At 70.1% G+C, this 22,608-nt stretch carries 25 protein-coding genes and 1 pseudogene; 5 read left to right on the plus strand and 21 right to left on the minus strand.

What is annotated here, in order from left to right; genetic code table 11:
- Window positions 1-119: 119 nt before the first annotated feature.
- Window positions 120-875, minus strand: coding sequence for a hypothetical protein (locus HQ308_RS06975; RefSeq protein WP_222646022.1), 756 nt, complete (start codon window positions 873-875; stop codon window positions 120-122).
- A gap of 298 nt (window positions 876-1,173) precedes the next feature.
- Here HQ308_RS06975 and HQ308_RS06980 point away from each other — a divergent pair, with 298 nt between their 5' ends.
- The gene (locus HQ308_RS06980; protein ID WP_222646023.1) at window positions 1,174-1,467 is read left to right on the plus strand and encodes a WhiB family transcriptional regulator; all 294 of its coding nucleotides are present in this window, start codon (window positions 1,174-1,176) and stop codon (window positions 1,465-1,467) included.
- A 64-nt stretch (window positions 1,468-1,531) separates the two neighbouring features.
- On the opposite strand, the gene groL is transcribed toward HQ308_RS06980, so the two are convergent.
- The 3 genes and pseudogenes from groL to HQ308_RS22510 all read right to left on the minus strand — a co-directional run.
- A complete protein-coding gene (gene groL, locus HQ308_RS06985; RefSeq protein ID WP_027503791.1) occupies window positions 1,532-3,148 on the minus strand; it encodes a chaperonin GroEL in 1,617 nt (538 codons plus the stop codon).
- A gap of 87 nt (window positions 3,149-3,235) precedes the next feature.
- On the minus strand, window positions 3,236-3,535 hold the full coding sequence (gene groES / locus HQ308_RS06990; protein ID WP_027503792.1) for a co-chaperone GroES: 300 nt from the start codon (window positions 3,533-3,535) through the stop codon (window positions 3,236-3,238).
- A 316-nt stretch (window positions 3,536-3,851) separates the two neighbouring features.
- Window positions 3,852-4,034 (minus strand): annotated as a pseudogene (locus HQ308_RS22510) (LLM class flavin-dependent oxidoreductase); the annotation flags it as partial.
- Between the two features lie 233 nt (window positions 4,035-4,267).
- Here HQ308_RS22510 and HQ308_RS07000 point away from each other — a divergent pair.
- On the plus strand, window positions 4,268-5,833 hold the full coding sequence (locus tag HQ308_RS07000) for an Hsp70 family protein (RefSeq protein WP_222646024.1): 1,566 nt from the start codon (window positions 4,268-4,270) through the stop codon (window positions 5,831-5,833).
- 7 nt (window positions 5,834-5,840) lie between these two features.
- On the opposite strand, the gene tsaD is transcribed toward HQ308_RS07000, so the two are convergent.
- Genes tsaD through HQ308_RS07035 form a run of 7 tightly spaced genes read right to left on the minus strand, consistent with a single transcriptional unit; the run spans window position 5,841 to window position 12,235 of the window.
- Window positions 5,841-6,887, minus strand: coding sequence for a tRNA (adenosine(37)-N6)-threonylcarbamoyltransferase complex transferase subunit TsaD (gene tsaD / locus HQ308_RS07005; protein ID WP_056442507.1), 1,047 nt, complete (start codon window positions 6,885-6,887; stop codon window positions 5,841-5,843).
- The gene (gene rimI / locus HQ308_RS07010; RefSeq protein ID WP_027503796.1) at window positions 6,884-7,366 is read right to left on the minus strand and encodes a ribosomal protein S18-alanine N-acetyltransferase; all 483 of its coding nucleotides are present in this window, start codon (window positions 7,364-7,366) and stop codon (window positions 6,884-6,886) included. Before rimI ends, tsaD begins: the two co-directional genes overlap by 4 nt.
- A complete protein-coding gene (gene tsaB / locus HQ308_RS07015) occupies window positions 7,363-8,019 on the minus strand; it encodes a tRNA (adenosine(37)-N6)-threonylcarbamoyltransferase complex dimerization subunit type 1 TsaB (RefSeq protein ID WP_222646025.1) in 657 nt (218 codons plus the stop codon). The genes rimI and tsaB overlap by 4 nt, the downstream gene beginning before the upstream one ends.
- A gap of 21 nt (window positions 8,020-8,040) precedes the next feature.
- Window positions 8,041-8,511 (minus strand): tRNA (adenosine(37)-N6)-threonylcarbamoyltransferase complex ATPase subunit type 1 TsaE, encoded by a 471-nt coding sequence (tsaE, locus tag HQ308_RS07020; RefSeq protein ID WP_051613037.1) that lies wholly within the window; start codon window positions 8,509-8,511, stop codon window positions 8,041-8,043.
- Window positions 8,504-9,553, minus strand: coding sequence for an alpha/beta fold hydrolase (locus tag HQ308_RS07025; protein WP_222646196.1), 1,050 nt, complete (start codon window positions 9,551-9,553; stop codon window positions 8,504-8,506). The genes tsaE and HQ308_RS07025 overlap by 8 nt, the downstream gene beginning before the upstream one ends.
- 20 nt (window positions 9,554-9,573) lie before the next feature.
- Window positions 9,574-10,764: an alanine racemase gene (alr, locus tag HQ308_RS07030; RefSeq protein WP_222646026.1), complete on the minus strand. Its 1,191-nt coding sequence runs from the start codon at window positions 10,762-10,764 to the stop codon at window positions 9,574-9,576.
- A 40-nt stretch (window positions 10,765-10,804) separates the two neighbouring features.
- Window positions 10,805-12,235, minus strand: coding sequence for an NAD(P)H-hydrate dehydratase (locus HQ308_RS07035; RefSeq protein WP_222646027.1), 1,431 nt, complete (start codon window positions 12,233-12,235; stop codon window positions 10,805-10,807).
- Between the two features lie 56 nt (window positions 12,236-12,291).
- Between HQ308_RS07035 and HQ308_RS07040 the strand changes: the two genes are divergently transcribed.
- Window positions 12,292-12,660, plus strand: a complete 369-nt coding sequence (locus tag HQ308_RS07040; protein ID WP_037184149.1) for a plastocyanin/azurin family copper-binding protein — start codon at window positions 12,292-12,294, stop codon at window positions 12,658-12,660.
- On the opposite strand, the gene glmS is transcribed toward HQ308_RS07040, so the two are convergent.
- Window positions 12,661-14,523, minus strand: coding sequence for a glutamine--fructose-6-phosphate transaminase (isomerizing) (gene glmS / locus HQ308_RS07045; protein ID WP_056442516.1), 1,863 nt, complete (start codon window positions 14,521-14,523; stop codon window positions 12,661-12,663).
- A gap of 90 nt (window positions 14,524-14,613) precedes the next feature.
- Here glmS and HQ308_RS07050 point away from each other — a divergent pair, with 90 nt between their 5' ends.
- Complete coding sequence (locus tag HQ308_RS07050; protein WP_027503804.1) at window positions 14,614-15,480, plus strand: dienelactone hydrolase family protein; 867 nt, start codon at window positions 14,614-14,616, stop codon at window positions 15,478-15,480.
- On the opposite strand, the gene HQ308_RS07055 is transcribed toward HQ308_RS07050, so the two are convergent.
- The 3 genes from HQ308_RS07055 to HQ308_RS07065 are packed head-to-tail and all read right to left on the minus strand — an operon-like array spanning window position 15,453 to window position 17,622.
- Window positions 15,453-15,689 carry a hypothetical protein gene (locus HQ308_RS07055; RefSeq protein WP_222646028.1) on the minus strand — a complete coding sequence of 79 codons (237 nt, stop codon included), beginning with the start codon at window positions 15,687-15,689 and terminating at the stop codon, window positions 15,453-15,455. The genes HQ308_RS07050 and HQ308_RS07055 overlap by 28 nt on opposite strands.
- Window positions 15,686-17,281: a hypothetical protein gene (locus tag HQ308_RS07060; RefSeq protein WP_222646029.1), complete on the minus strand. Its 1,596-nt coding sequence runs from the start codon at window positions 17,279-17,281 to the stop codon at window positions 15,686-15,688. Before HQ308_RS07060 ends, HQ308_RS07055 begins: the two co-directional genes overlap by 4 nt.
- Window positions 17,278-17,622, minus strand: coding sequence for a hypothetical protein (locus HQ308_RS07065; RefSeq protein WP_222627337.1), 345 nt, complete (start codon window positions 17,620-17,622; stop codon window positions 17,278-17,280). The genes HQ308_RS07060 and HQ308_RS07065 overlap by 4 nt, the downstream gene beginning before the upstream one ends.
- Before the next feature lie 168 nt (window positions 17,623-17,790).
- Here HQ308_RS07065 and HQ308_RS07070 point away from each other — a divergent pair, with 168 nt between their 5' ends.
- Complete coding sequence (locus tag HQ308_RS07070; protein ID WP_222627338.1) at window positions 17,791-18,831, plus strand: LLM class F420-dependent oxidoreductase; 1,041 nt, start codon at window positions 17,791-17,793, stop codon at window positions 18,829-18,831.
- Between the two features lie 11 nt (window positions 18,832-18,842).
- Here the strand turns inward: HQ308_RS07070 and glmM are convergent, their stop codons facing one another.
- From glmM to HQ308_RS07100, 6 genes are all read right to left on the minus strand, one after another.
- Window positions 18,843-20,180: a phosphoglucosamine mutase gene (glmM, locus tag HQ308_RS07075; RefSeq protein WP_056442532.1), complete on the minus strand. Its 1,338-nt coding sequence runs from the start codon at window positions 20,178-20,180 to the stop codon at window positions 18,843-18,845.
- Window positions 20,181-20,293: 113 nt separating this feature from the next.
- Window positions 20,294-20,779, minus strand: coding sequence for a 30S ribosomal protein S9 (gene rpsI, locus HQ308_RS07080; protein ID WP_371831715.1), 486 nt, complete (start codon window positions 20,777-20,779; stop codon window positions 20,294-20,296).
- 50 nt (window positions 20,780-20,829) lie between these two features.
- A complete protein-coding gene (gene rplM / locus HQ308_RS07085; protein WP_027503810.1) occupies window positions 20,830-21,273 on the minus strand; it encodes a 50S ribosomal protein L13 in 444 nt (147 codons plus the stop codon).
- Between the two features lie 172 nt (window positions 21,274-21,445).
- A complete protein-coding gene (locus HQ308_RS07090; RefSeq protein ID WP_222646030.1) occupies window positions 21,446-21,844 on the minus strand; it encodes a TraR/DksA C4-type zinc finger protein in 399 nt (132 codons plus the stop codon).
- A 102-nt stretch (window positions 21,845-21,946) separates the two neighbouring features.
- Window positions 21,947-22,225 (minus strand): WXG100 family type VII secretion target, encoded by a 279-nt coding sequence (locus tag HQ308_RS07095; RefSeq protein WP_027503812.1) that lies wholly within the window; start codon window positions 22,223-22,225, stop codon window positions 21,947-21,949.
- Between the two features lie 51 nt (window positions 22,226-22,276).
- On the minus strand, window positions 22,277-22,579 hold the full coding sequence (locus tag HQ308_RS07100) for a WXG100 family type VII secretion target (RefSeq protein ID WP_162246747.1): 303 nt from the start codon (window positions 22,577-22,579) through the stop codon (window positions 22,277-22,279).
- Window positions 22,580-22,608: the final 29 nt, after the last annotated feature.

Consider the following 22,608-nt stretch of genomic DNA (forward strand, 5'->3'; position numbering starts at 1 on the left):
CCTCACATCGGGCCCGCTCCGGAATCGAGCGCGCTTCCTCCCGGTCCCCGACGGCCCGGTGCGGAACCTCTCAAGGATAGTCGCCGCCCGACGCGGCTCGACCGAACCGTACGGTTCGGTCACGAGAATTGCCCACCGCGTGACCGGATCGCAACCTCGAACCCTCGTCGGACAGCGCCGGCGTCGCGGTCACCGCACGCTTCGGACAGGCAGGCGGAGGCCCACGCGAGCGGGAGCAGGTCGGCGGCGACGGCGTCGTCGCGCACCGCGCGCGCTGCCGTCGCGGCGCCCGCGTGATCACCCCCCACCAGCAGGGCCGCGGCGTGCACCACACGGGACTTGACGAGGTGCCGCGGCGACCGGAACTCCCGTGCCGCCCGAACGGATGCCTCCGCCGCGTCGAGGGCGCGCCGCGCGTCACCCGACGCCATCGCCACCTCCGCCCGGACCCACATCACGCGGAGTGACACTCGCTGGTGCCCCGGCCGGGTGGCGAGCACCGACTCCGCCCGGGCGAGGAGGACGTCGGCCCGCGCGAGGCGGCGGGGACCGATGGCATCGGCGGCGAGACCGACGAGGGCGTCCACGGCGGCGTCGACGTCGATCGCCCGGCGCGGACCTGTCCCACGGGAGAAGCCGCTGTCGACGAGCGCCGCGCCGTCACGCACCGCGGCGTCGGTGTGGCGGCCGAGTTGGCGCAGCAGCGACCCCTCGAGGCTCGCGCTCAGGGACCGCACGGCCGGATCGGCGTCGCGCCGCAGCGACCGGGCCCGGGTGAGCGAGGCGGCGTACCACCCGCGGGCCCCGGCGTCGACGGCCTCCGACCACCGTGTCAGGGAGTCCGGACCGGGCACGGGAGGACACGAGGACTGCACGGGAAACAGAATAGTCTTCGGGCGTTATCCAGGAATTTACACACGAAATGTCACGACATTTCCGGGCACAGTGTGTCGGTGTCTTGTCGACGATGTGACAGGGACATTACGAGGACTCCCCTACCGGCTCGACACCAGAGAAAAGTGTCGTACGAGTTAATTAATGCCTGCTCGGAGTATGCAGATCACCACGATCGAGACTGTTGACGGTGAAACTCGCCCGGCTCTACGGTTGCGACAGATCGTGAACTGCACCAGAAGAATTCACGACCGTGCGTGAGAGTCCTAGGAGTACACAATGCCCCAGCCCAATCACCTTCCCGGACCCAATGCCGATATGTGGGATTGGCAGATGCACGGATCGTGCCGCGGCGAGGACTCGTCGATGTTCTTCCATCCCGATGGTGAACGAGGACGAGCGCGAGCGCAACGCGAGATGAAGGCCAAGGAGATGTGCCGCGCGTGCCCCGTCCTCGCCCAGTGCCGGAGCCACGCGCTCGCCGTGAGCGAGCCGTACGGCATCTGGGGCGGCATGTCCGAGACCGAGCGAGAGGTCTTCGCGCGGCGCAACCGTCGCCGTCTGGCCTCCTGACCCCACGAACGAGCGAGGCCCCACCGGACAGTGTCCGATGGGGCCTCGCTCGTCGAGAGGGTGGTCAGTGGTTGTGGCCGTGACCGTGGCCGCCCTCGTCCTCGACGACCTCGGGCTTGTCGACGACGGTCGACTCGGTCGTGAGGATCATCTTCGCGACGGACGCGGCGTTCACCACGGCCGACCGAGTGACCTTGACCGGGTCGATGACGCCGTCGGCGACCAGGTCGCCGTACGTCAGCGTGGCGGCGTTGAAGCCGGTGCCGTCGTCCGCGTCGACGAGCTTGCCGACGACGACGGAACCGTCGATTCCGGCGTTGCTCGCGATCCAGTACATCGGGGCCCGCAGCGCGAGGCGCACTGCCTCGACGCCGATGGCCTCGTCGCCCGTCAGACCGAGGTGGTCCTTCAGGCCGCGGCTGGCGTGCACGAGTGCGGCGCCTCCACCGGAGACGATGCCTTCCTCGACAGCTGCCTTGGCGGCGTTGACGGCGTCCTCCACGCGGAACTTGCGCTCCTTGAGGTCGGTCTCGGTGGCGGCACCGACCTTGATGACCGCGACTCCGCCGGCCAGCTTCGCCAGACGCTCCTCGAGCTTCTCGCGGTCCCAGTCGGACTCGGTCGCCTCGATCTCGCGACGGAGCTGTCCGACGCGGTCGGCGATGGCCTCCGCGGTGCCCGCACCCTCGACGATGGTGGTCTCGTCCTTGGTGACGACGACGCGGCGTGCGCTGCCGAGCAGGTCGAGGCCCGCATCCTTGAGGCTGAGGCCGATGTCGGAGTTGATGACGGTGGCACCGGTGACGATGGCGAGGTCCTCGAGGAACGCCTTGCGGCGGTCTCCGAAGAACGGCGCCTTCACCGCGACGGCCTTGACCGTCTTGCGGATCGAGTTCACGACGAGCGTGGACAGTGCCTCGCCCTCGATGTCCTCGGCGATGATGAGAACCGGTTTGCCCGACTCCGCGATCTTCTCCAGGAGCGGCAGGAAATCGGGAAGGGACGAGATCTTCTCGCGGTACAGCAGGATCTGCGCGTCCTCGAAGACCGCTTCCTGGCTGTCCGGATCGGTGACGAAGTACGGCGAGAGGTAGCCCTTGCCGAACTGCACGCCCTCGGTGATGACGAGTTCGGAGACGAGCGAGCTCGACTCCTCGACCGTCACGACACCGTCGGCGCCGACGCGGGTGAGCGCCTCGCCGACCATCTGGCCGATGACCTCGTCGCGGGACGACACGGTGGCGACCTGCGCGATGGACTTCTCGCCCTGCACGGGAACCGCGGCGGCGAGCAGTGCCTCGGACACGTGCTCGACGGCCTTGGTGATGCCGGCGCCGAGCGCGATGGGGTTGGCACCGGCGGCGACGTTCTTGAGCCCCTGCTTGACCAGGGCCTGCGCCAGCACCGTCGCCGTCGTCGTGCCGTCACCGGCGACGTCGTTGGTCTTGGTGGCGACGCTCTTGACGAGCTGTGCGCCGAGGTTCTCGAAGGGATCCTCGAGGTCGATCTCACGGGCGATGGACACGCCGTCGTTGGTGACGGTGGGACCACCGAAGGCCTTGGCCAGCACCACGTGCCGGCCGCGGGGCCCGAGGGTGACCTTGACGGCGTCGGCGAGCTTGTCGACGCCCCTCTCGAGGCTGCGTCGTGCGACCTCGTTGAATTCGATTTGCTTGGACATGTGGCCTACCAACTCCTCATCAGTACGGCGTGACGCATTCCGCCCCGGGTCCTCGAGACAAGGACACCGGGGCGGAAGGCGTGGGGCTTACTTGGAGATGACTGCCAGCACGTCGCGTGCGGACAGGATCAGGTACTCCTCGCCGGCGTACTTGATCTCGGTGCCGCCGTACTTGCTGTAGATGACGGTGTCACCCTCTTTGACGTCGACAGGGATGCGATTTCCCTTGTCGGTCACTCGGCCTTCACCCACGGCCACCACGGTGCCCTCCTGGGGCTTCTCCTTGGCGGTGTCGGGGATGACCAGGCCGGAGGCGGTCGTCGTCTCGGCCTCGACGGCCTGGACGAGGATCTTGTCCTCGAGCGGCTTGATGTTCACGCCTGCCACGATGAGCCCTCCACTTTCACGATTGTCGGTCCGGGGCTGGTCCCCGGCACGGATTGTGCTGGTGTTCGTCCTGCTGGGTACTGCTCTGGTTCACGACGCACGATTGCGGTGGCCCGTCGTCGCGGGTGCCGGGTCACTGAACCTGTCGTCGACTAGCACTCTATACACGCGAGTGCCAGCACTCAACCTTCACGAGTGCACATTCTCGTGTCGCGTCGAGGACGCCATCGCCTCGCGGACCAGAGGCGCGACCTCGCGGCCCAGAACTTCGATGGAGCGCAGCACCGTCTCGTGGGGCAGCGTGCCGACGCTGATGCGTCAGACGGATGCGCTCGGTCCGCGCCGCGATCGCCGCGAGCACGACGGCAGGCGCGGACGCGGCGAAGTCCTCACGGTGATGCTCACCGACGCCGTACACGTCCAGTCCCACCTCGTCGGCGAGCTGGGCCTCCTCGACCACCTCGCGCAGTCGTCGACCGTGGCCGCGCACCTCCTGCACCCCCTCCTCCGGGTAGGTCTCGGCGAAGGTGGTGATGCCGATCTCGACGCTCGCAGACACGGTGACGCGCCCCTTTCTCACCTTCGTGACGTCTCGTCATTGCACTGGTCAGGAAGGGGTTCGGTGTCCTTCCGCGGGTGGAACCACCGCGGGATGTGCACTATTTCCGGCGGAGTTCGGTAACATTCGTATAACGGCAGCGTAGGAACGATCGCCCGAGGAGGTGCATGCACGTGTCGGACACACAGCAGGAGAGTGTGGTCCCCGAACCCACCATCGGGGTCTCGGCAGGATCCGAGGTGGTGTGCTGCGCCGTCCTCACCACCGCTCCCGACGGTACCGAGACCTTCGACTACCGCACCGTGACCGCCGAGGGCGCCCGCTCCGACATCGGTGACCTGGTCGCCACCTCACTCGATCTCGCGTCCCACCACCTCGTCGACGACGACACCCGCCCCGCCACGTCGGGCGGACGTATCGCCGTGGCGCATCGCGGCGGCCTCGGATCGCGGTCCATTCTGTCGGCGACCCGTCGTCATCACGTGACGGACGACCATCTGGTGACCGACACCGACGCTCTGCTGTGCTGGCTCCGGCACACCGGCGAGGTGGCGCGGTACGGCCACGTCCTGCTCGTCGACGTCGGCGCCTCGGGCACCACCACGACGGTGATCGATCAGGTCGACGGCACCGTGCGCGCGGTCCGGCGCACCGACGAGGTCAGCGGAGCCGTCCTCGACGCGCACCTCCTCGCCCTGACCGCCGAGAGGCTGCCCGCGGTCACCACCTCGGATCGCCCGGTGGTCGCGGCACGTCTGCGCACGGCCAAGGAGCAACTGTCCTTCCACGAGTCCGTCACCGTGGATCTGCCCGGAGCCGAGACGCTCACCGTGACTCGCGCCGAGATGGTCGTCGCCATCGCCGCACCGTTGGCTGCGCTGCGCGAGCTGGTTCTCGAGGTGCTCGACGAGGCCGGCCCGACCGCACGCCCCGAGGCGGCCGCCGTTGTCGGCGGCGGCGCCCACGTGCCCGCCGTGGTCGAGACCATCACCCACGCCGCCGACGTGCCCGCGGTGCCGACGCCCGAACCCGATGCCGCCGTGGCCAAGGGCGCAGCCCTGCTGGCCCGCGACCTCGGCCACTCGGTGCTGCCCGCGTCCACCCGGCCGCCCACCTCGATCGCCGGGGGCCTGCGAACGGTCGGGCTGCTCGCCGCGGCGTGCGCGGCCATGGCCGTCGTGCTCGCGTACGGCGTCCAGGCCCTGACCCCGTCGAGCGAGCCGGCCGTCACCACGGTGGCCACCTCGGAACTCCCGAACTCGACCACGGAGGAGACGGCCACCAGCGCGTCGGCACCCGAGGCGGCGCCGCCGGCTCTGACCGGTGGCTGGGAGGACGACGCTCCGGAGCCCACGGCCGCGGAACCGTGGCCGACGACCGACTACACCTACACCCCCGAGGTGCGTCCCTACCCGACGCGCTCGTCGTCACCGTCGGCCACGGCGACGACGACCGTGGCGCCGCCGACGTCCACCACCCCGACACTCCGCCCGGCTCCCGATCTTCCGGTCATCGTCCTGCCGGACGTTCCCAGCATCCCGCCGTGGTGGACGGACCTGACCAGTGTGCTGCCGACCCCGCCGGTGACGACGCCGGAGAGCACGCCCGAGTCCGGATCGACACCGGTGTCGCCCGCGCCCGGTGCCGTGGTGCCGGAGTCCGTGCTCCCAGAGGGCCTCGTTCCCGTACCGACCACGTCCGCTCCGGCGGTCACACCGTCGACTGCACCGCCCGCCTGACGGGCCGTCAGACGACCTGGCTGACCGAGACGGGCAGGCCCGGATCGGTCGCCGCCGTCAGTGGTGACGGCTCGGCTCCGGATGCAGCGATGTGCGCCCCGAGCGTGGCGATCATGACGCCGTTGTCGGTGCATCGACGCGGAGTGGGCACGCGCAACGTCACCCCGGCCGCGGCGCACCGCTCCTCGGCGAGCGATCGGATACGCGAGTTCGCAGTGGCACCGCCGCCCAGGACGAGGGTGCCGATCCCCCGGTCGGTCACAGCGCGCAGCGCCTTCATCGTCAGGACATCGGCGACGGCCTCCTGGAACGACGCGGCCACGTCGGCCACCACGATCGGACGGCCGGCGCGCTGCGCCGACTCGACGTGGCGAGCCACCGCGGTCTTGAGGCCGGAGAACGAGAAGTCGTAGCGGGAGTCGCGTGGTCCGGTCATGCCGCGAGGAAACGCGACGGCGCGCGGATCACCCTCTGCGGCGAGCGCGTCGAGCACGGGACCGCCGGGATACCCGAGTCCGAGGAGCCGGGCGACCTTGTCGAAGGCCTCTCCCGCCGCATCGTCGACGGTGCTGCCCAGTTCGACGATCGGTTCGGCGAGGGAGGACACCTCGAGCAGGTGCGTGTGTCCGCCCGAGACCAGCAGCGCGACACACTCCGGCATCGGGCCGTGCTCGAGGGTGTCCACCGCGACGTGACCACCGAGATGGTTGACCGCGTAGAACGGCACGTTCCACGCGGCCGCGTAGGCCTTCGCCGCCGCGACACCGACGAGGAGCGCTCCGGCGAGGCCCGGTCCGATGGTGACGGCGACGGCGTCCGGGCGACGGATGCCCGCCTGCGCCAACGCTCGTCGCATCGTGGGCACGATGGCCTCGAGGTGTGCGCGCGATGCGATCTCGGGGACGACACCACCGAAACGGGCGTGCTCGTCGACACTGGACGCGACCTCGTCGGCGAGCATCTCGCACGTGCCGGTGCCCGACGCGTCTCCGGTGTAGCGGACGATGCCGACACCGGTCTCGTCGCACGAACTCTCGATCCCCATGACGATCACGGGTGACCACCTCTCGTAGTCGGGGCGGGCCTGGTCATGGTGTACGCGTCCGCACCGCTGGGCTGGTAGTAGCGGCGGCGCGTCCCGACGATGTCGAAGCCCGCACGGCGGTACAACTCGATGGCCGGCTCGTTGTCGGTGCGCACCTCGAGGAACACCGGACCGCCGTGCAGGTCCGCCTCGTGCAGCAACGCGTCGAGCAGTGCCCTGCCGATACCGCGACGCTGCGCGGCGGGATCGACGCCGATGGTGTGGACCTCGGACTCGGTGTCCTCGCCCTTGCCCAGCAACGCGATCCCGGCGTACCCGACGGCCCGACCGTCGTCCTCTCGCACGACGAAGTACCGCACGTGCGGGCCGCGCAGTTCCTCGACGAAGGCCGATGCGGGCCAGGGCCCGTCGGTGGGGAACAGCACGGCCTCGAGCTCCGCGCACCGGTCCGCGTCCTCGACGCGCATCGGTTCGACCGTGCCGATCATGCGCGGGTCTTCGCCGCTCGATCGGCCGTCGCGACCGCGTCGGGACGCCGGAGATACTGCGGCACCAACAACGTCGGCTCCGCGCCGGAGCGCAGCGCCTGCGCGGCCACGGCGACGAGGCATTCCGGGGACGGACTCTCGACCGGTTCCACGGGCAGGTCCACCAGATCGACGTGCAGTGCCGATCCGGCCACCACCGTCGACTCCCCCACGACGATGTCCGCGGCGGGCGAGACGAACGGTCCGGCGACGCGCTCGGCGCCGCGGAACCGTGCCCAGTACACCTCCCGGCGACGCGCATCCGTGACGACGAGGACCTCGCGATCACCGGGCACGGCCGCGGCGATGGCATCGAGACTGCCGACACCGTGCACCGGGATGCCGAGGGCGTCACCGAAGGCGGCTCCCGTCGCCATGCCCACGCGCAGACCGGTGAACGGCCCCGGTCCGGTGCCGACGACGACAGCGGACAGGTCGTCCGCGCTGATGCCGGCGTCGGCGAGGCACTCGAGGATGTGTGGGGTGAGAACTTCGGCGTGCTTACGGGCGTCGACGGTGACGCGCGTCGCGAGCGGCTGCGGGCCGGTGTCGTCGAGCCGCACCACCCCGGCCGTCACGGCGGGAGTGGAGGTGTCCACGGCGAGTATCAGCACGGGGATCCAGATTACCCGTGCTCACCCGATCCACTGCCACGTGGCGGTGCGGACGTCGGACTCCGGCTCGCGCCGCAGCCGGATCAGCAGGTGCCGGTCGGCGAGGGCCTCCGCGATGCCCTCGCCCCACTCCACGACGACGACGGAGTCCGCCAGCTCGGTGTCGAGGTCGAGGGCGTCGAGCTCGTCCATCGCCGAGGCGCCGGTTCCGAGCCCCAGCCGGTAGGCGTCGACGTGCACGAGCCCGGGGCCGGTGTCCCCGCCGGCGCGGTGGGTGCGCGCGATCATGAACGTCGGCGAGCTCACGCGGCCGAGCACGCCGAGTCCGCGGGCGAGACCCTTCGTCAGCGTCGTCTTACCTGCGCCGAGGGGTCCGTCGAGCACTACGACGTCGCCCGCTTCGAGCTCCGCGGCGAGGCGCTCGCCCAGGAGCTCGGTGTCCTCGGCCGTCGAGAGGACGGCCTCCCCCTCGACCGGCACCGCGTCAGCCAACGGTTCGCCTCGTCGGTTCGGCGCGGACCCGTCCGTCGCGTGCACGCTGTACCAGACGGTCCAGGGCGTCGTTCACCTCGTCGGGGAACTCGAGCTGCACCAGGTGACCGGCGCGGCGGACCCGGACCATCTCGGCGTGCGGGAGCGCGTCGGCCAGCTGCTCCGACTTGTCGAACGGGATGACCCAGTCGTCGTCGCCGCACAGCACCAGGGTCGCCGTGTCCGCGATGACGGGCAGCGCCTCCAGTTCGTCGTGCAGCTCGAGCGCCTGGAGAAAGTTGACCATCGTCACCACCGAGGTGTCGTGGATCATCTGCTCGGCGAACGCCTCGAGGGCGGGACTGACCGCGGTGCCGAACGACGCCGCGCGCAGCACCGGGGCGATGACCCCGCGCACGACACCGCGGCCGAACTGGACCGCACCCGGAGCGGTCCGCACCGCGAGCCGGAACGCGTCGACGGCCGGATTCTGGAGGTTCCGTCCGAGACCGGTACGCGCGAGACCCGCTGCGGTGGTGGACATCAGCGCGACTCCGACGACCCGCTCGGCCACCGCGTCGGGGAACTGGCGAATGGCCGCGAGCACCGACATGCCGCCCATCGAGTGGCCCACCAGCACCAGCGGTCCACGCGGTGCGACGGCCCGGATCACGTCGGCGAGATCGATGCCGAGGCGGGCGATGTCGCACTCGTCCGGCGAGACGTCACCGGATCGGCCGTGACCGCGCTGGTCGTAGAACACCATCCGCACGTCGTCGCCCCACCGGCGGGCGAGCTCGCGACGCTGGTAGTGCCAGCACTCCATGCGCAGGCAGTATCCGTGCACGAACACCACGGTCAGCGGCGCCTCGAGTGGACCGACCTCGCGCACCGCCAGCGGCACTCCGTCTCCGCTGGCGACGACGCACCCGCGATCGAACTCCATCGACTCGAAGTCCTCACGCCGACCGGCGTCGGGCACCGGCGGGCCCACCCGGCGCCGCACCGCCGTGATGCCCGCCACGGCGGCCACGGCCGCGATACTCGCTGCGCCCCCGGCCATTCCGGCGAGACGGGCGCTGATCACGAGACCCCTCCGGCGAACGTCCGTCGTACTCGACCGCGGATACCGGTCACCACCTCGTAGTTGATCGTGTCGAGCGTCTCCGCCCAGTCCTGGGCCGTGGGCTCCCCGTGGTCGCCCGGTCCGAAGAGGTACGCGGTGTCCCCCTCGGCGACGTCGGGACGGCCGGGTCCGAGGTCGACGACGATCTGGTCCATGCACACCCGGCCCACCGCCGGATACCGCACGCCGTGGATCGACACCTCGTACCGGTTCTTCAGCGCACGCGTGATGCCGTCGGCGTAGCCCACGGGCAGCAACGCCACCGTCGTGTCGACGGGAGCGATCCACTCGTGGCCGTAGGAGACGCCGTCGCCGGCAGCCACCCGCTTGAGCAGGATCACCGTGGCGCGCAGCGTCATCACGGGGCGCAGTCCGAACCATCCGAGATCGGGTGCCGGGGACAGGCCGTACAGCGCGATGCCCGGTCGGACCATGTCGTAGGCCAGGTCGGGGCGGGTCAGGGCACCGGCGGAATTGGCGATGTGCCGTACCTCGGGTGCCACGCCCGCTCGGGCCATCGCGCCTGCGGCGGCGTCGAAGCGCTCCTTCTGCCGGTCGTTGATCGGATCGCCGGGCACATCCGCATCGACCAGATGGGAGAACAGGCCGCGCACGCGCAGCGCGCCACCACGCTGCTCCGCCACCAGGGCGTCGACGGCCGCGTCGAACTCGTCCGCACCCACCCCGTTGCGATTCATGCCGGTGTCGAGCTTGAGGGACACCACGGCGGGACGGCCGACACGGCGTGCGGCGTCGGCGACCTCCGCTATCTGACGGGGCGAGGACACGCCGATCTCGACGTCCGAGTCGATCAGTCCCGTGAAGTCGGTGCCGGGGGCGTGCAACCAGCACAGCACCGGCGCCGTGAGACCCGCGGCGCGCAGTCCGAGCGCCTCCGCAGCCGTGGCGACACCGAGTTCGCGAGCACCGGCCGCGAGCGCCGCCCGCGCGACCTCCACTCCGCCGTGGTTGTAGCCGTCCGCCTTGACGACGGCCATCACCGCAGCATCGCCGGCGTGCTCGATCAGGATGCGGGTGTTGTGCGCGACGGCGTCCAGATCGATCAGCGCCTCGGCCTGCGGGCGAGAAGTCGGAGCCGGTGCGACCGGACTCGTCGGCACCTCCTGCGCGCTGTTCACCGGCGTCATTCTGCCATCGACACCCCGCACCGACGTGCGGTGGCGGGTGTCAGGCCTGTGCGCGGAGGTCGCCGACCGCGTCCGGAACGGCGAGGAGCAGCGGTGAGGCGGAGATGGGAGCAGCGGTACGCCGACCTCGATCGGTGGCGGCGAGCGCGGCCGCCCGCGAGTGCGCGCGAGCGCCCATGACGGCGGCGGTGCGGGCCGGCACGCCCGCCGCGAGGAGCGCTCCGATCATGCCGGACAGCACGTCGCCGGACCCGGCCGTGGAGGACCAGGACGACCCCGCGTCGTCGACGGAGACGGCGCCGTCGGGATCCGCGATCACCGTCGCTCGCCCCTTGAGCAGCACCGTCACGTTCCAGTCGGCCGCGAGGGCGCGGACGGACCGGACACGATCGGGTCCGGGCGCGGACCCGGTGAGTCGCTCGAACTCTCCAGCGTGCGGTGTCAGCACGGTCGCCGACGACCGTCCGCGCACCAGCTCGGGTCGCTGCGACAGCACGGTCAGTCCGTCGGCGTCGACGAGGACCGGGACGTCGGACTCCAGGACGGAGCGCAGCCGGTCGGCCGCGTCGTCGTCGGTGCCGAAGCCAGGCCCCACCACCCAGGCCTGTACACGTCCTGCCTCGTCGACCGAACGGGCGGTGACCACCTCCGGGTAGTGATGCACCACCTCGGCGCCGCCCTGCCCGACGTAGCGGACCATGCCGGACGTCGCCGCCACCGCAGCGCCCGTGCACAGCACGCCCGCGCCGGGATACTTCTCGCTGCCCGCCATTATTCCGGTGACGCCCTGGGAGTACTTGTCGTCCGCAGGTCCGGGTACCGGCCACGCGCGGCCCACCTCGACGTCGTCGGGAGACGTGATCGTCGCGGCGGCCGGAACGAGGCCGATGTCGATCAGGTGCAGCTCGCCGCACCACGCGCTCGCGAGCACGTGCACCGGCTTGTAGGCGCCGAACGCCACCGTCACGGCGGCACGGACGGCGGGACCGTCGACGTCGCCCGTGTCCGGGTCGACACCCGACGGCAGGTCCGCAGCCACGACGGGGGCGGTGAGTCCGTCGACGATCGCGGCCGCGTCCGGTCGGAGCGATCCCCGCGCGGACAGGCCGACGATGCCGTCGATCACCAGATCGGGGTCGCCGGCCAGCGTCACCACACGTCCCGTGGCGGCCCGGAACGCCGCCAGTGCGGCGGGGTGGGCGCGATCGGGGCGGAGCAGCAGTGCCTCCACGGCAACGCCGCGCCGCCGTAGTTCGGCGCCGGCGAACAGCGCGTCGCCGCCGTTGTCCCCGGATCCGGCGAGAACGAGCACCCGTCTGCCGACCACCCCGCCGGTGCGGGCCCGGAGTTCACGAGCGACGACCGTCGCCAGTCCGTGGGCCGCGCGGCGCATCGCCGCGTACTCGGGCAGTCGGGCCAGCAGCGGGGCTTCCGCCGCTCGCACCTCGTCGGCGGTGTGGAAGTGACGCATGCGTCCCACGGTAGCGCCGACAGGCCACGATGCACGGCAGGTCTACCGTGGGAATCATGGCTCGCCTGACAACACTCGCGGCGACGATCGGAGTCACTGCCGCACTGGCACTGTCGCTCACATCGTGCACCGAGGACGCCCCCACCGCCGAACGTCCGACCGGGCCGAACGTCGTCACGGTCGCCGCGATGGCCTACTCCCCTGCCAGCGTCACCATCTCGCCCGGCGACACCGTCACGTGGTTCTTCGACGACACCGGTGTCGCGCACAACGTGATCGGCATCGACGCGGCGTCCCGTCTGCTGCACAGCCCGATGATCTCGTCGGGTCAGTTCAGTCAGACGTTCGACGACCCCGGCACGTACCCGTACTTCTGCTCGGTGCACCCGAACATGACGGGCACCGTCATCGTCCGAGAGAGCTGATCACTCGACGGTGACCGACTTCGCGAGGTTGCGCGGCTTGTCCACGTCGTAGCCGCGCGCCTGCGCGACCTCGGCGGCGAACACCTGCAGCGGCACCGTCGACAACAGCGGCTGCAGCAGTGACGGTGCGGCCGGAATCTCGATGAGGTGATCGGCGAACGGCCGCACCGTCTCGTCGCCCTCCTCGGCGATCACGACGGTCCGGGCGCCGCGCGCCTGGATCTCACGGATGTTGCTGAGCATCTTCGAGTGCAGCACCGCTCGGCCCTTCGGCGACGGCATCACGACGATCACGGGCAGGTCGTCCTCGATGAGGGCGATCGGACCGTGCTTGAGCTCGCCAGCGGCGAAGCCCTCGGCGTGCATGTACGCGAGCTCCTTGAGCTTGAGCGCACCCTCGAGGGCGACCGGGTAACCGACGTGGCGACCCAGGAACAGCACCGTCGGTGACGACGCCAACTCGCGGGCCAGAGCGCGAACGGGCTCGACCGTCTCGAGCACCTTCCTCACCAGGTCCGGCATGGCCTCGAGATCCGCGTACTCCCGTGCGACCTCGTCCGGGTACTTGGTACCGCGAGCCTGCGCCAACGCCAGACCGACCAGGTAGTTGGCCGTCACCTGGGCGAGGAACGCCTTGGTCGACGCGACACCGATCTCCGGTCCCGCCCGCGTGTAGAGCACCGCGTCGGCCTCGCGCGGGATCTGGGAACCGTTGGTGTTGCAGACGGCCAGGACTCGGGCCTTCTGCTCCTTCGCGTGCCGGACCGCCTCCAGCGTGTCGGCGGTCTCGCCCGACTGGGAGATGGCCACCACAAGTGTCGAGCGGTCGAGAACGGGGTCGCGGTAACGGAACTCGCTGGCCAGCTCCACCTCCACGGGGAGGCGGGTCCAGTGTTCGATCGCGTATTTCGCCAGCAGCCCCGAGTGGTACGCGCTGCCGCACGCGACGACGAACACCTTGTCGACGTCGCGCAGCTCCTGATCCGACAGTCGCTGCTCGTCGAGGACGATGCGACCGTCGGTGAAGTGTCCGAGGAGGGTGTCCGCGACCGCCGCGGGCTGCTCCTGGATCTCCTTCAACATGAAGTAGTCGTGACCGCCCTTCTCGGCGGCGGCGAGGTCCCAGTCGATGCGGAACGGACGCCCCTCGGCCTCGGACCCGTCGAAGTTCATGACGTCGTAGCCGTCGGCGGTGATCACCACGACCTGGTCCTGCCCGAGCTCGACCGCGTCGCGCGTGTGCTCGATGAAGGCGGCGACATCGGACCCGACGAACATCTCGCCCTCGCCGACGCCGACGACCAACGGGGTGGAGCGACGGGCCGCGACGATGGTGTCGGGGTGATCGACGTGGGTGAACACGAGCGTGAAGGCGCCTTCGAGGCGCTGCAGCACCGCGAGGGCGCTCTGGACGAAGTCTCCGGCCGTGGGGCCCTCGTCGTAGGCGGCGGCGACCAGATGGACGGCCACCTCGGTGTCGGTGTCCGACTCGAACTCGACGCCTGCGTTCTCGAGCTCGGCGCGCAGCGGCGCGAAGTTCTCGATGATGCCGTTGTGCACGACGGCGACGCGGTCGGCGCGGTCGCGGTGCGGGTGGGCGTTGCGATCGGTGGGCCGTCCGTGGGTGGCCCACCGGGTGTGGCCGATCCCGCTGGTGCCGACGAAGGTGTCCCGCCCGAGTTCGTCCAGTTCGGCCTCGAGGTTGGCCAGTTTCCCGGCCTTGCGCTCGACGGCCATTCCCCCGGACCCGTCCAGGACGGCGATGCCGGCCGAGTCGTATCCGCGGTACTCCATCCGGCGCAACGCCTCCACCACCACCGGTAGCGCTCGACGATGTCCGACGTACCCGACGATTCCGCACATGGGACGACAGCCTACTTCGGCGCGGACGGCGCTCCGGCCGCCCGCACGTCGACGGCATGGCGAACTGCCGCGTCGACTACGGTCAGTGCTGTGCCGAAGACACAGAAGTTGGTCGCCGACCTGACCAAGCGGGGTCCCCATCGCGTGCTGCGCGGTGACCTCGCTCTCGCGGGCCTGCCCGGTGTGATCTACACGCCCAGTGAGGGCACGGGACTGCCGGCGATCGCCTTCGCGCACGGCTGGATGACCGGCGCCTCGCACTACGACTCCACGCTGCGGCACCTCGCGTCGTGGGGCATCGTCGTCGTCGCGCCGAACACGCAGCGCGGACCTGTGCCCTCCCACAGTGCCCTGGCGCAGGATCTCCTCGTCGCGCTCGACGTGTGCACCGGCATCCGTCTCGGCACCGGCGACATCAGCGTGCACCCCGCCAAGCTCGGCCTGGTGGGCCATTCCATGGGCGCGGGCGCCGCGGTGATCGCCGCGGCTCAGCGATCGGACGTCGCCGCTCTCGGTGCGCTCTATCCGGCGCCCACCTCTCCGCGCGCCCTGTCGCCCGGCATCGCCGACGCGGTCACGGCGCCCGCTCTGGTTCTCGGCAGTCCCTCCGAACTGAACTCCCTCACCGCTGAGCCCGTCGCGCTCGCCGATGCGCTCGGTGGCCCCACCCTGCTCCGCGTGATCGACAAGTCGGAAGGTGACGGCATGGTCGAGGGCCGGAAGCTGCTCAGCTTCCTCGGCGTCGGCAACGCCCAGCCGAAGACTCGGCGCTCGGTGCAGGCACTGCTCACCGGCTTCCTCCTGCACCGCCTCGCGGGCGACGACACGTACTCCGACTTCTCCGATCCCGACGCCGTCGTCAAGGGCACCGAGGTGGTCGACCCGAACGCGCCGACCGCGGACGCCCCCAAGAAGGTCAGCGCGATCCGTCAGCTGAGCCACCTCGCCGGTCGCTGAGGCGCCCCCGGCGGAGCCTCGTCGCCGGCCACCGCCTCTGTGGGCGATCGCAGGATCACTCCGGCGCGACGCGGCACCACCCGCGCGGCCTCCGAGCGCTTCCGAGCCTCCTCGTCGATGGCCGCGAGGCGGGTCCGCACACGTCGCGTCGCCCGCCGGTGCTCCCGCACGACGGCGTCGATGATGTCCGCGGTGTTCTGCGAGTTCACAGCGGACCGGCTTCCGCGAGCTCGGGTCGCGCCGGCTCGCCAACCGTCGCTGCCTCACCGATCGGGTCCGTGACCGGTTGCGGCGCAACGGGTTCCGTGACACCGCCGGATTCCGCAGCAGTGGGAATGCAGTCCGGTGGTGCGACGACCGGTGGTGCGACGACCGGGGCCTCGACGACCGGGGCCTCGACGACCGGGAGCCCTTCATCCGCTGCCTCCTGTTCGACTGCCTCCTGATGCGGCTCGTCCCGTTCCGCTGTGTCCGGGGTCTCGGACGACGGCTCCGAAGGCTGTTCCGATTGCGGCGCCGCCTCGTCCATCACCTCGGTGAGGACGGGCAGTCCGAGAGGCCCGGCAGCGAGAGCGAAGTGATGGGACTCCCCCGCCGCGTCGTGGGTGCGGATGTCCACAGCCCCGTCCGCGCCGAGGGCGACACTCACCCCGCGACCGTCGAGCTCGGCCTCGAGGTGACCGCGCTCGACGTCCTCGGCAGGCGCAGTCAGCGCCGCCTCCGGTGAGATCTGCGCCTCGGCGGGCGGTGGGTCGCACGGCGCCGCAGTCGACACCACCTCGGTCACCGCGTCCCGCACCGCCCGACCGATCAGTTCGGCGAGCGGTGAGCGATCCTCGACGGGAGCGACAGGCAGCGTCGTGGGCGGCTCCGCGACCACAGGAGAGGGCGCGACGGCGAGCGACGGCGGCTCGGGTGCAGCGGCCGGCGCCGTCACCGACGCCGGCGCGGTCGCTGCAGCCGGCACGGCGCCTTCCGCCGGCACACACTCGCACGCGTCGTCCTCGACGAACCGGTGACCACTCGGCCACGGCGAGCCGTCGATGTCCGCCGCAGCGGCGCAGAGTGCCGCGTAGATCTCGGACACGGCGGTCTCCGTCGAGGTGCACAGTTCCTCGAATGCGGCCACACGCTCGGTCATCGCCGGCACGAACACGGTGTCCAACCACTCTCGGCATCGGGCTGCGACCGGTTCGAGGACCTCGGCCTGCCGCCGGCCGGGATCCGACGCGGACAGCAGCATCGCCTCGAGGCCCGGGAACACCGAGGCCAGCGTCCGCACCGCGTCGGGTGCGGATGCACCTCCGGCTCCGGCGATGGTGGCCGCGACCTGCGCTGCATCGCGACCGCCCACGTGGTCGGTGCGGAACGCGGAGGCGGCGATCGACTTGTCCTCGACGATCGCGTGCAACCCCGCCGACGCGGAGGCCATCGCTGAACCGATCGCCTCGAGCTGATCGGCGTGGCCGGCCGACCTCGCGCACTGCCGTCGAAGGAGGTCGAGCGCGGCGTCGGCGGCATCTCCCGACCAGGCCTGCCCCAACGACTCCGCTGCGTCGGACTGACGCCCGATCTCCGCGCGCGCCTCGGCCGCCGCGGCGCCGAGCCGGTCGGCGTCAGCCCGGAGAGCCTCGGTGTCGAGTCCGCGTTGCTCGTCGTAGCGAGCGCAGAGCACGACGTGGGTCGTGGTCATCGGCGCGCCGCTCGCTCCGACCAGCGGGAGGAACGTTGCGAAGAACGTCAGGCCCTCACTCCCGAGATCCAGCAGACCGTCGATCGTCGACGGCACCGGTGCGGTCACCGGTCACCTCGCTGTGCCGGCACACCCGGCGCCGCGACGCGCAGGGCGGTGACATCGTCGAGCGACACCGAGCCGTCGATCGACGCCCGCAGGGCGGCCGACGTCGCAGCGGTGGCGTCCGACCAGGACCGCAGGCCCTCCGACAACCGCCCGAGGCTGTCCTGCAGGGCGGCCGCCTCCGCCCGGTGGTTCCGGCCCGCCGACTCGACACCGAACAGACCGCCCACACCGCGCTCGGCGGACCTTCGTACGGCTGTCGCGGACTCCTCGAGGGCCGCGATCGCCGCCCGGGCTGCCCCCTCGTCCAGCGTCGTTCCGCCTCGCGACGTTCCACTGGCCATGTCGTCCCTTCCGAAGTGATGCTCGAGAGCGCGATCCCCACAGATCAGACGCACCGCCGCTTCCCCGCGTTCCCGCGAAACGGCAGCCGTCGGTGGGCACGGCCGGTAGGACCGGTAACCTCCGAATTCACAGGTGAGTAACACACACTTCGGCGATCAGGGAGCCCCATGCGCATCGGTATGCAATTGAACTACTCGGGCGGGTTCAGCGAGACGGTCGAGGAGGTCGGGGCCCTGGAGAGGGCGGGAATGGACATCGCGTTCATTCCCGAGGCGTACTCGTTCGACGCGGTGAGCCAGATCGGCTTCCTCGCGGCGAAGACCTCGACGATCCAGCTGGCATCGGGCATCTTCCAGATCTACACCCGCACGCCGTCGCTGCTCGCGATGACTGCCGCCGGTCTCGACTACGTCTCCGGCGGACGATTCGTGATGGGTATCGGCGCGTCCGGCCCCCAGGTGATCGAGGGATTCCACGGCGTCAAGTACGACGCCCCGCTCGGCCGCACCCGCGAGATCATCGAGATCTGCCGCCAGGTGTGGCGCCGCGAGAAGGTGCAGTTCGAGGGCAAGTACTACCAGATTCCGCTGCCCGCCGATCAGGGCACGGGTCTGGGCAAGCCGCTCAAGCTCATCAATCATCCTGTGCGAGCCGACATTCCGATCGTCATCGCGTCACTCGGACCCAAGAACGTCGCGCTCACCGCCGAGCTGGCCCAGGGCTGGGAGCCCATCTTCTTCCATCCGGAGAAGGCCGAGTCGGTGTGGGGCGAGTCGCTCGCGGCCGGTAAGGCGAAGCGCGACCCGTCTCTGGGTGAGCTGGACGTCTACGCCAGCCCCGCCGTGGCCATCGGCGACGACGCCGACCAGTTCCTTCCGTGGATCAAGCCCCAGCTCGCGCTCTACATCGGTGGCATGGGCGCCAAGGGCAAGAACTTCTACAACGACCTCGCGGTGCGGTACGGGTACGAGGCGGAGGCAGAGAAGATCCAGGACCTCTACCTGGCCGGCAAGAAGGAGGAGGCCACGGCCGCCGTTCCCGACGAGCTGGTCCGGTCGATCTCGCTGATCGGCACCGAGAGCTACGTCAAGGAGCGCCTCGCCGCCTTCGAGTCCGCGGGTGTGACCACACTGAACATCCACCCCATCGCAGCCGACACCGCTGGCCGCGTGGGTCAGGTGGAGCAGCTCAAGGCCCTCATCGGCTGACGGCCGAGACGTCAGCCGACGGCGCCGACCACATCCGCGATGTGGTCGGCGAGCCGGCGGGCGGTGTCTGCAGTGTCCGCTTCCACCATCACGCGGACGAGCTGCTCGGTTCCCGAGGGACGCAACAACACTCGCCCCTCTCGTCCGAGTTCGTCCTCTGCACGGGTCACCGCGTCCTGCACGAGCGGAGCCGACGTCGCGGCGGACTTGTCCTGCACGGGCACGTTGATCAGCACCTGGGGCAGCGTGCGCATGACGGACGCGAGGTCCTCGAGGGTGCGTCCCGTCTCGGCCATCCTGGCCATGATCTGCAGGCCCGTCAGCACACCGTCACCGGTGGTGCCGAAGGCGGGCAGGACGATGTGCCCCGACTGCTCACCGCCGAGTCCGTAATTGCCGGCGCGCAGTTCTTCGAGAACGTAGCGATCGCCGACAGCGGTGGTGCGCACCGTGATTCCGGCGTCACGCATCGCGATGTGCAGTCCGAGATTGCTCATGACGGTGGCGACCAGCGTGTCGTCGGGAAGCTCGCCGCGCTGGTGCATCGCGATCGCGAGGATCGCCATGATCGCGTCCCCGTCGACCACGGCGCCGCTCGCGTCCACTGCGAGACAGCGGTCCGCGTCGCCGTCGTGGGCGAGTCCGAGGTCTGCGCCGTGCTCGACGACGGCCTTCTGCACCACGTCGAGGTGAGTGGACCCGCATCCGTCGTTGATGTTGAGGCCGTCCGGGTCGGCGTTGATGGCGATCACGGTCGCACCCGCGGCGCGGTAGGCGTCCGGCGCGGCGGTCGAGGCGGCTCCGTGAGCGCAGTCCACGACGACGGTGATGCCGTCGAGGCGTCGGGTGACGATGGTCGCGAGATGGCTCTCGTAGCGGGCGAGAGCGTCCGGGGCCTGTCGCACGCGGCCGATGGCGGCACCGACGGGGCCCGTGGCGGGCGCGTCGAGCAATGCTTCGATGCGGTCTTCCTGGTCGTCGTCCAACTTGTGGCCGCCGGCCGCGAAGAACTTGATGCCGTTGTCGGGCATCGCGTTGTGCGATGCGGAGATCATGACGCCGAGCTGCGCGTCGTAGTCGTCGGTCAAGTAGGCCAGGGCCGGGGTGGGGACGACACCGACCGTGAGGACGTCGACTCCGGCGGAGGACAGTCCGGCCACGATCGCGGCTTCGAGCATCTCGCCGCTCGCGCGCGGGTCCCGTCCGACCACGGCCAGGGGGCGGGTGGTCGACGAGGCGACCTCGCCGAGCACCGCTGCGGCGGCACGGCCGAGTCGTAGTGCGAGGTCTGCCGTCACCTCCTCGTTCGCCAGTCCCCGAACTCCGTCGGTACCGAACAACCGGGCCATGACAGTTACCTCTTCCGAGCAGGTGGAGCGAATGCAGGTGCCGTGACACGAAGCAGGCGCCCGCGGCGGTCCGAGGACCAGCCGGAGCGCCTGCTTCTCCAGAAGTGCTGAGATCAGCGCTTCGAGTACTGCGATGCCTTACGAGCCTTCTTCAGGCCGTACTTCTTGCGCTCCACGGCACGCGGGTCACGCGTGAGGAAGCCGGCCTTCTTGAGGGCGGGGCGATCGTCCGGGGTGACCTCGATGAGGGCACGGGCGATGGCGAGACGCAGGGCGCCTGCCTGGCCGGACGGGCCGCCACCGTGCAGGAGGGCGACGATGTCGAAGCCGTCCGCACGCTCGACGGTGACGAACGGGGACTTGATGAGCTGCTGGTGCACCTTGTTGGGGAAGTAGTCCTCGAGGGTGCGGCCGTTGAGCTTGAAGTCGCCCGAGCCGGGGGTCATGCGCACGCGCACGACGGCTTCCTTACGACGACCGACCGTGGTGACGGGGCGATCGATGTAGATAGCGGGACGAGCGGCTGCCTCGATGTCGGCGACGACCTCGGGCTCCTCGACGGAGACGAACTCGTCGGCGATCTCGACGGAGTCACCGATGGGGACGGTCTCTTCGGCCGTCTCGGTCACGACGTTCTCTTCGGGAGCGGTCACTGGGACACCTGCTTGATCTCGTACGGGACGGGCTGCTGAGCCGTGTGGGGGTGATCGGGACCTGCGTAGACCTTGAGCTTGCCGGCGATCTGGTTGCCGAGCTTGGTCTTGGGGATCATGCCCTTGATGGCCTTCTCCACGACGCGGTCGGGGTTCTTGTCCAGAACCTCACCGATGCTGCGCGCACGGAGACCGCCCGGGAAGCCCGAGTGGTGGTAGTGGAACTTGTCGGTCCGCTTGTTGCCGCTGATCGCGACCTTCTCAGCGTTGATGACGATGACGAAGTCTCCGCCGTCGAGGTTGGGGGAATACGTGGGCTTGTGCTTGCCACGCAGCAGAGTTGCTGCCTGGACTGCGAGGCGGCCGAGAACGACGTCGGTGGCGTCGATCACGTGCCAGGTCCGGGTGACATCCCCGGCCTTTTGGCTGTACGTGGACACAGAACTTCCTTGTCTCATCGCTGATGGTGCTGGCCAGGCGCGTGGTCGATCGTCTCGGCGGCCAGTGGAGACCCGAGGGACCGGTATCGGTCGTGCATGACGACTCGATGTACCGAACGCCAACGGTGTACCTTACCGGCCCACGTACTGGCAGGTCAAAACCCCTCGACCGTCATCGCCGACGAGAGGTGCAGTCGATGCAGCGGCGAGCAGTGGGCAGCGCCTCGAGGCGGGGGTCGGAGATCGCCCCGCCGCACACCTCGCACTGTCCGTAGGTGCCGCGCTCGATCCGCATCTCCGCGTCGTCGAGTTCGCGCAGTTCCTCCCGCGCCTCTCTCGACATCGATGCGATGGTGGCGCGCTCGAACGCGATGGTCGACCCCTCGGGATCGTGCTCGTCGTCGTCCGTGGTCCACCGGGACCCTTCGACGATGGCCTGGTGCTGTCGTGCGAGCGACACGATGCGGGCCTCGGTGAGCGCACGTTCCGCCGCGACCCGGCTGCGGGCGATCGCCCGAGCCGCGTGGTCGCGGTCGCTCGGGTCCGTGACGGGCTGATCCGGCTGTGTCATGACGACGTCCAGTATCCGCCCCGCGCCGACCGGAGTCGTACGGACCGTCGGAGATGGGCAACCGGACACCCCCCGCGCCCCGGTTGCCCACCTCGTCCGTGATCAGGCGAACATTCCCCGGTTCGCCGCCTCGCGTGCCTGCATGTCGGCGTTGCCCTGACCGACGGCACTGCCGACCGCCTCGAGAACCTGATTGAGCTCCAGGGCGGCCGAGTCCCACTGGCGCTGCTTGTCCTGGTACGACTCCGACGCCGTGCCTTCCCATTCCGCCACCAGCGGCGAGATGATCTGGCGCAGTTCGTCGAGCTTGCTGTTGAGAGTGGCCTGCTTCGCGTCGATCTGAGCAGTGACCTGGTCGATGGCACCGAACACGTATCTCATGGTGAACGTCCTTCCTGACGTGAGTGATGGGCAGATCAGATAATCGGCGGGTCAGAGGTTGAGCGAACCGCCCGCGGCGGTGACGGTGCGCGTGTTGTCGTCGTCGGCAGCGCCGTAGGCGGTCCCGCTCGACTTGATGGCGTCCCCGATCGAACCCAGCGCGAGTTGCAACTTGTTCGCGCTGCCGTCCCAGCTGGTCATGACGTTCTGGAACGCGATCGCCGCCGCGCCTTCCCAACTCCCTCCGACGGCCTGGACGTCGCCACGCAGCTGGTCCAGCAGCGCCTTGATCTCGAGCGTCAGCTGGTCCACCTTCCCTGCGGTGACGTGCATCGTCTCGACGGTGGTCTTCATCTGCGACATGGTCTCTCGATCCCCCCTCG

This window comes from Rhodococcus sp. BP-241 (genome assembly GCF_019836145.1).
Taxonomy (GTDB): domain Bacteria; phylum Actinomycetota; class Actinomycetes; order Mycobacteriales; family Mycobacteriaceae; genus Rhodococcoides.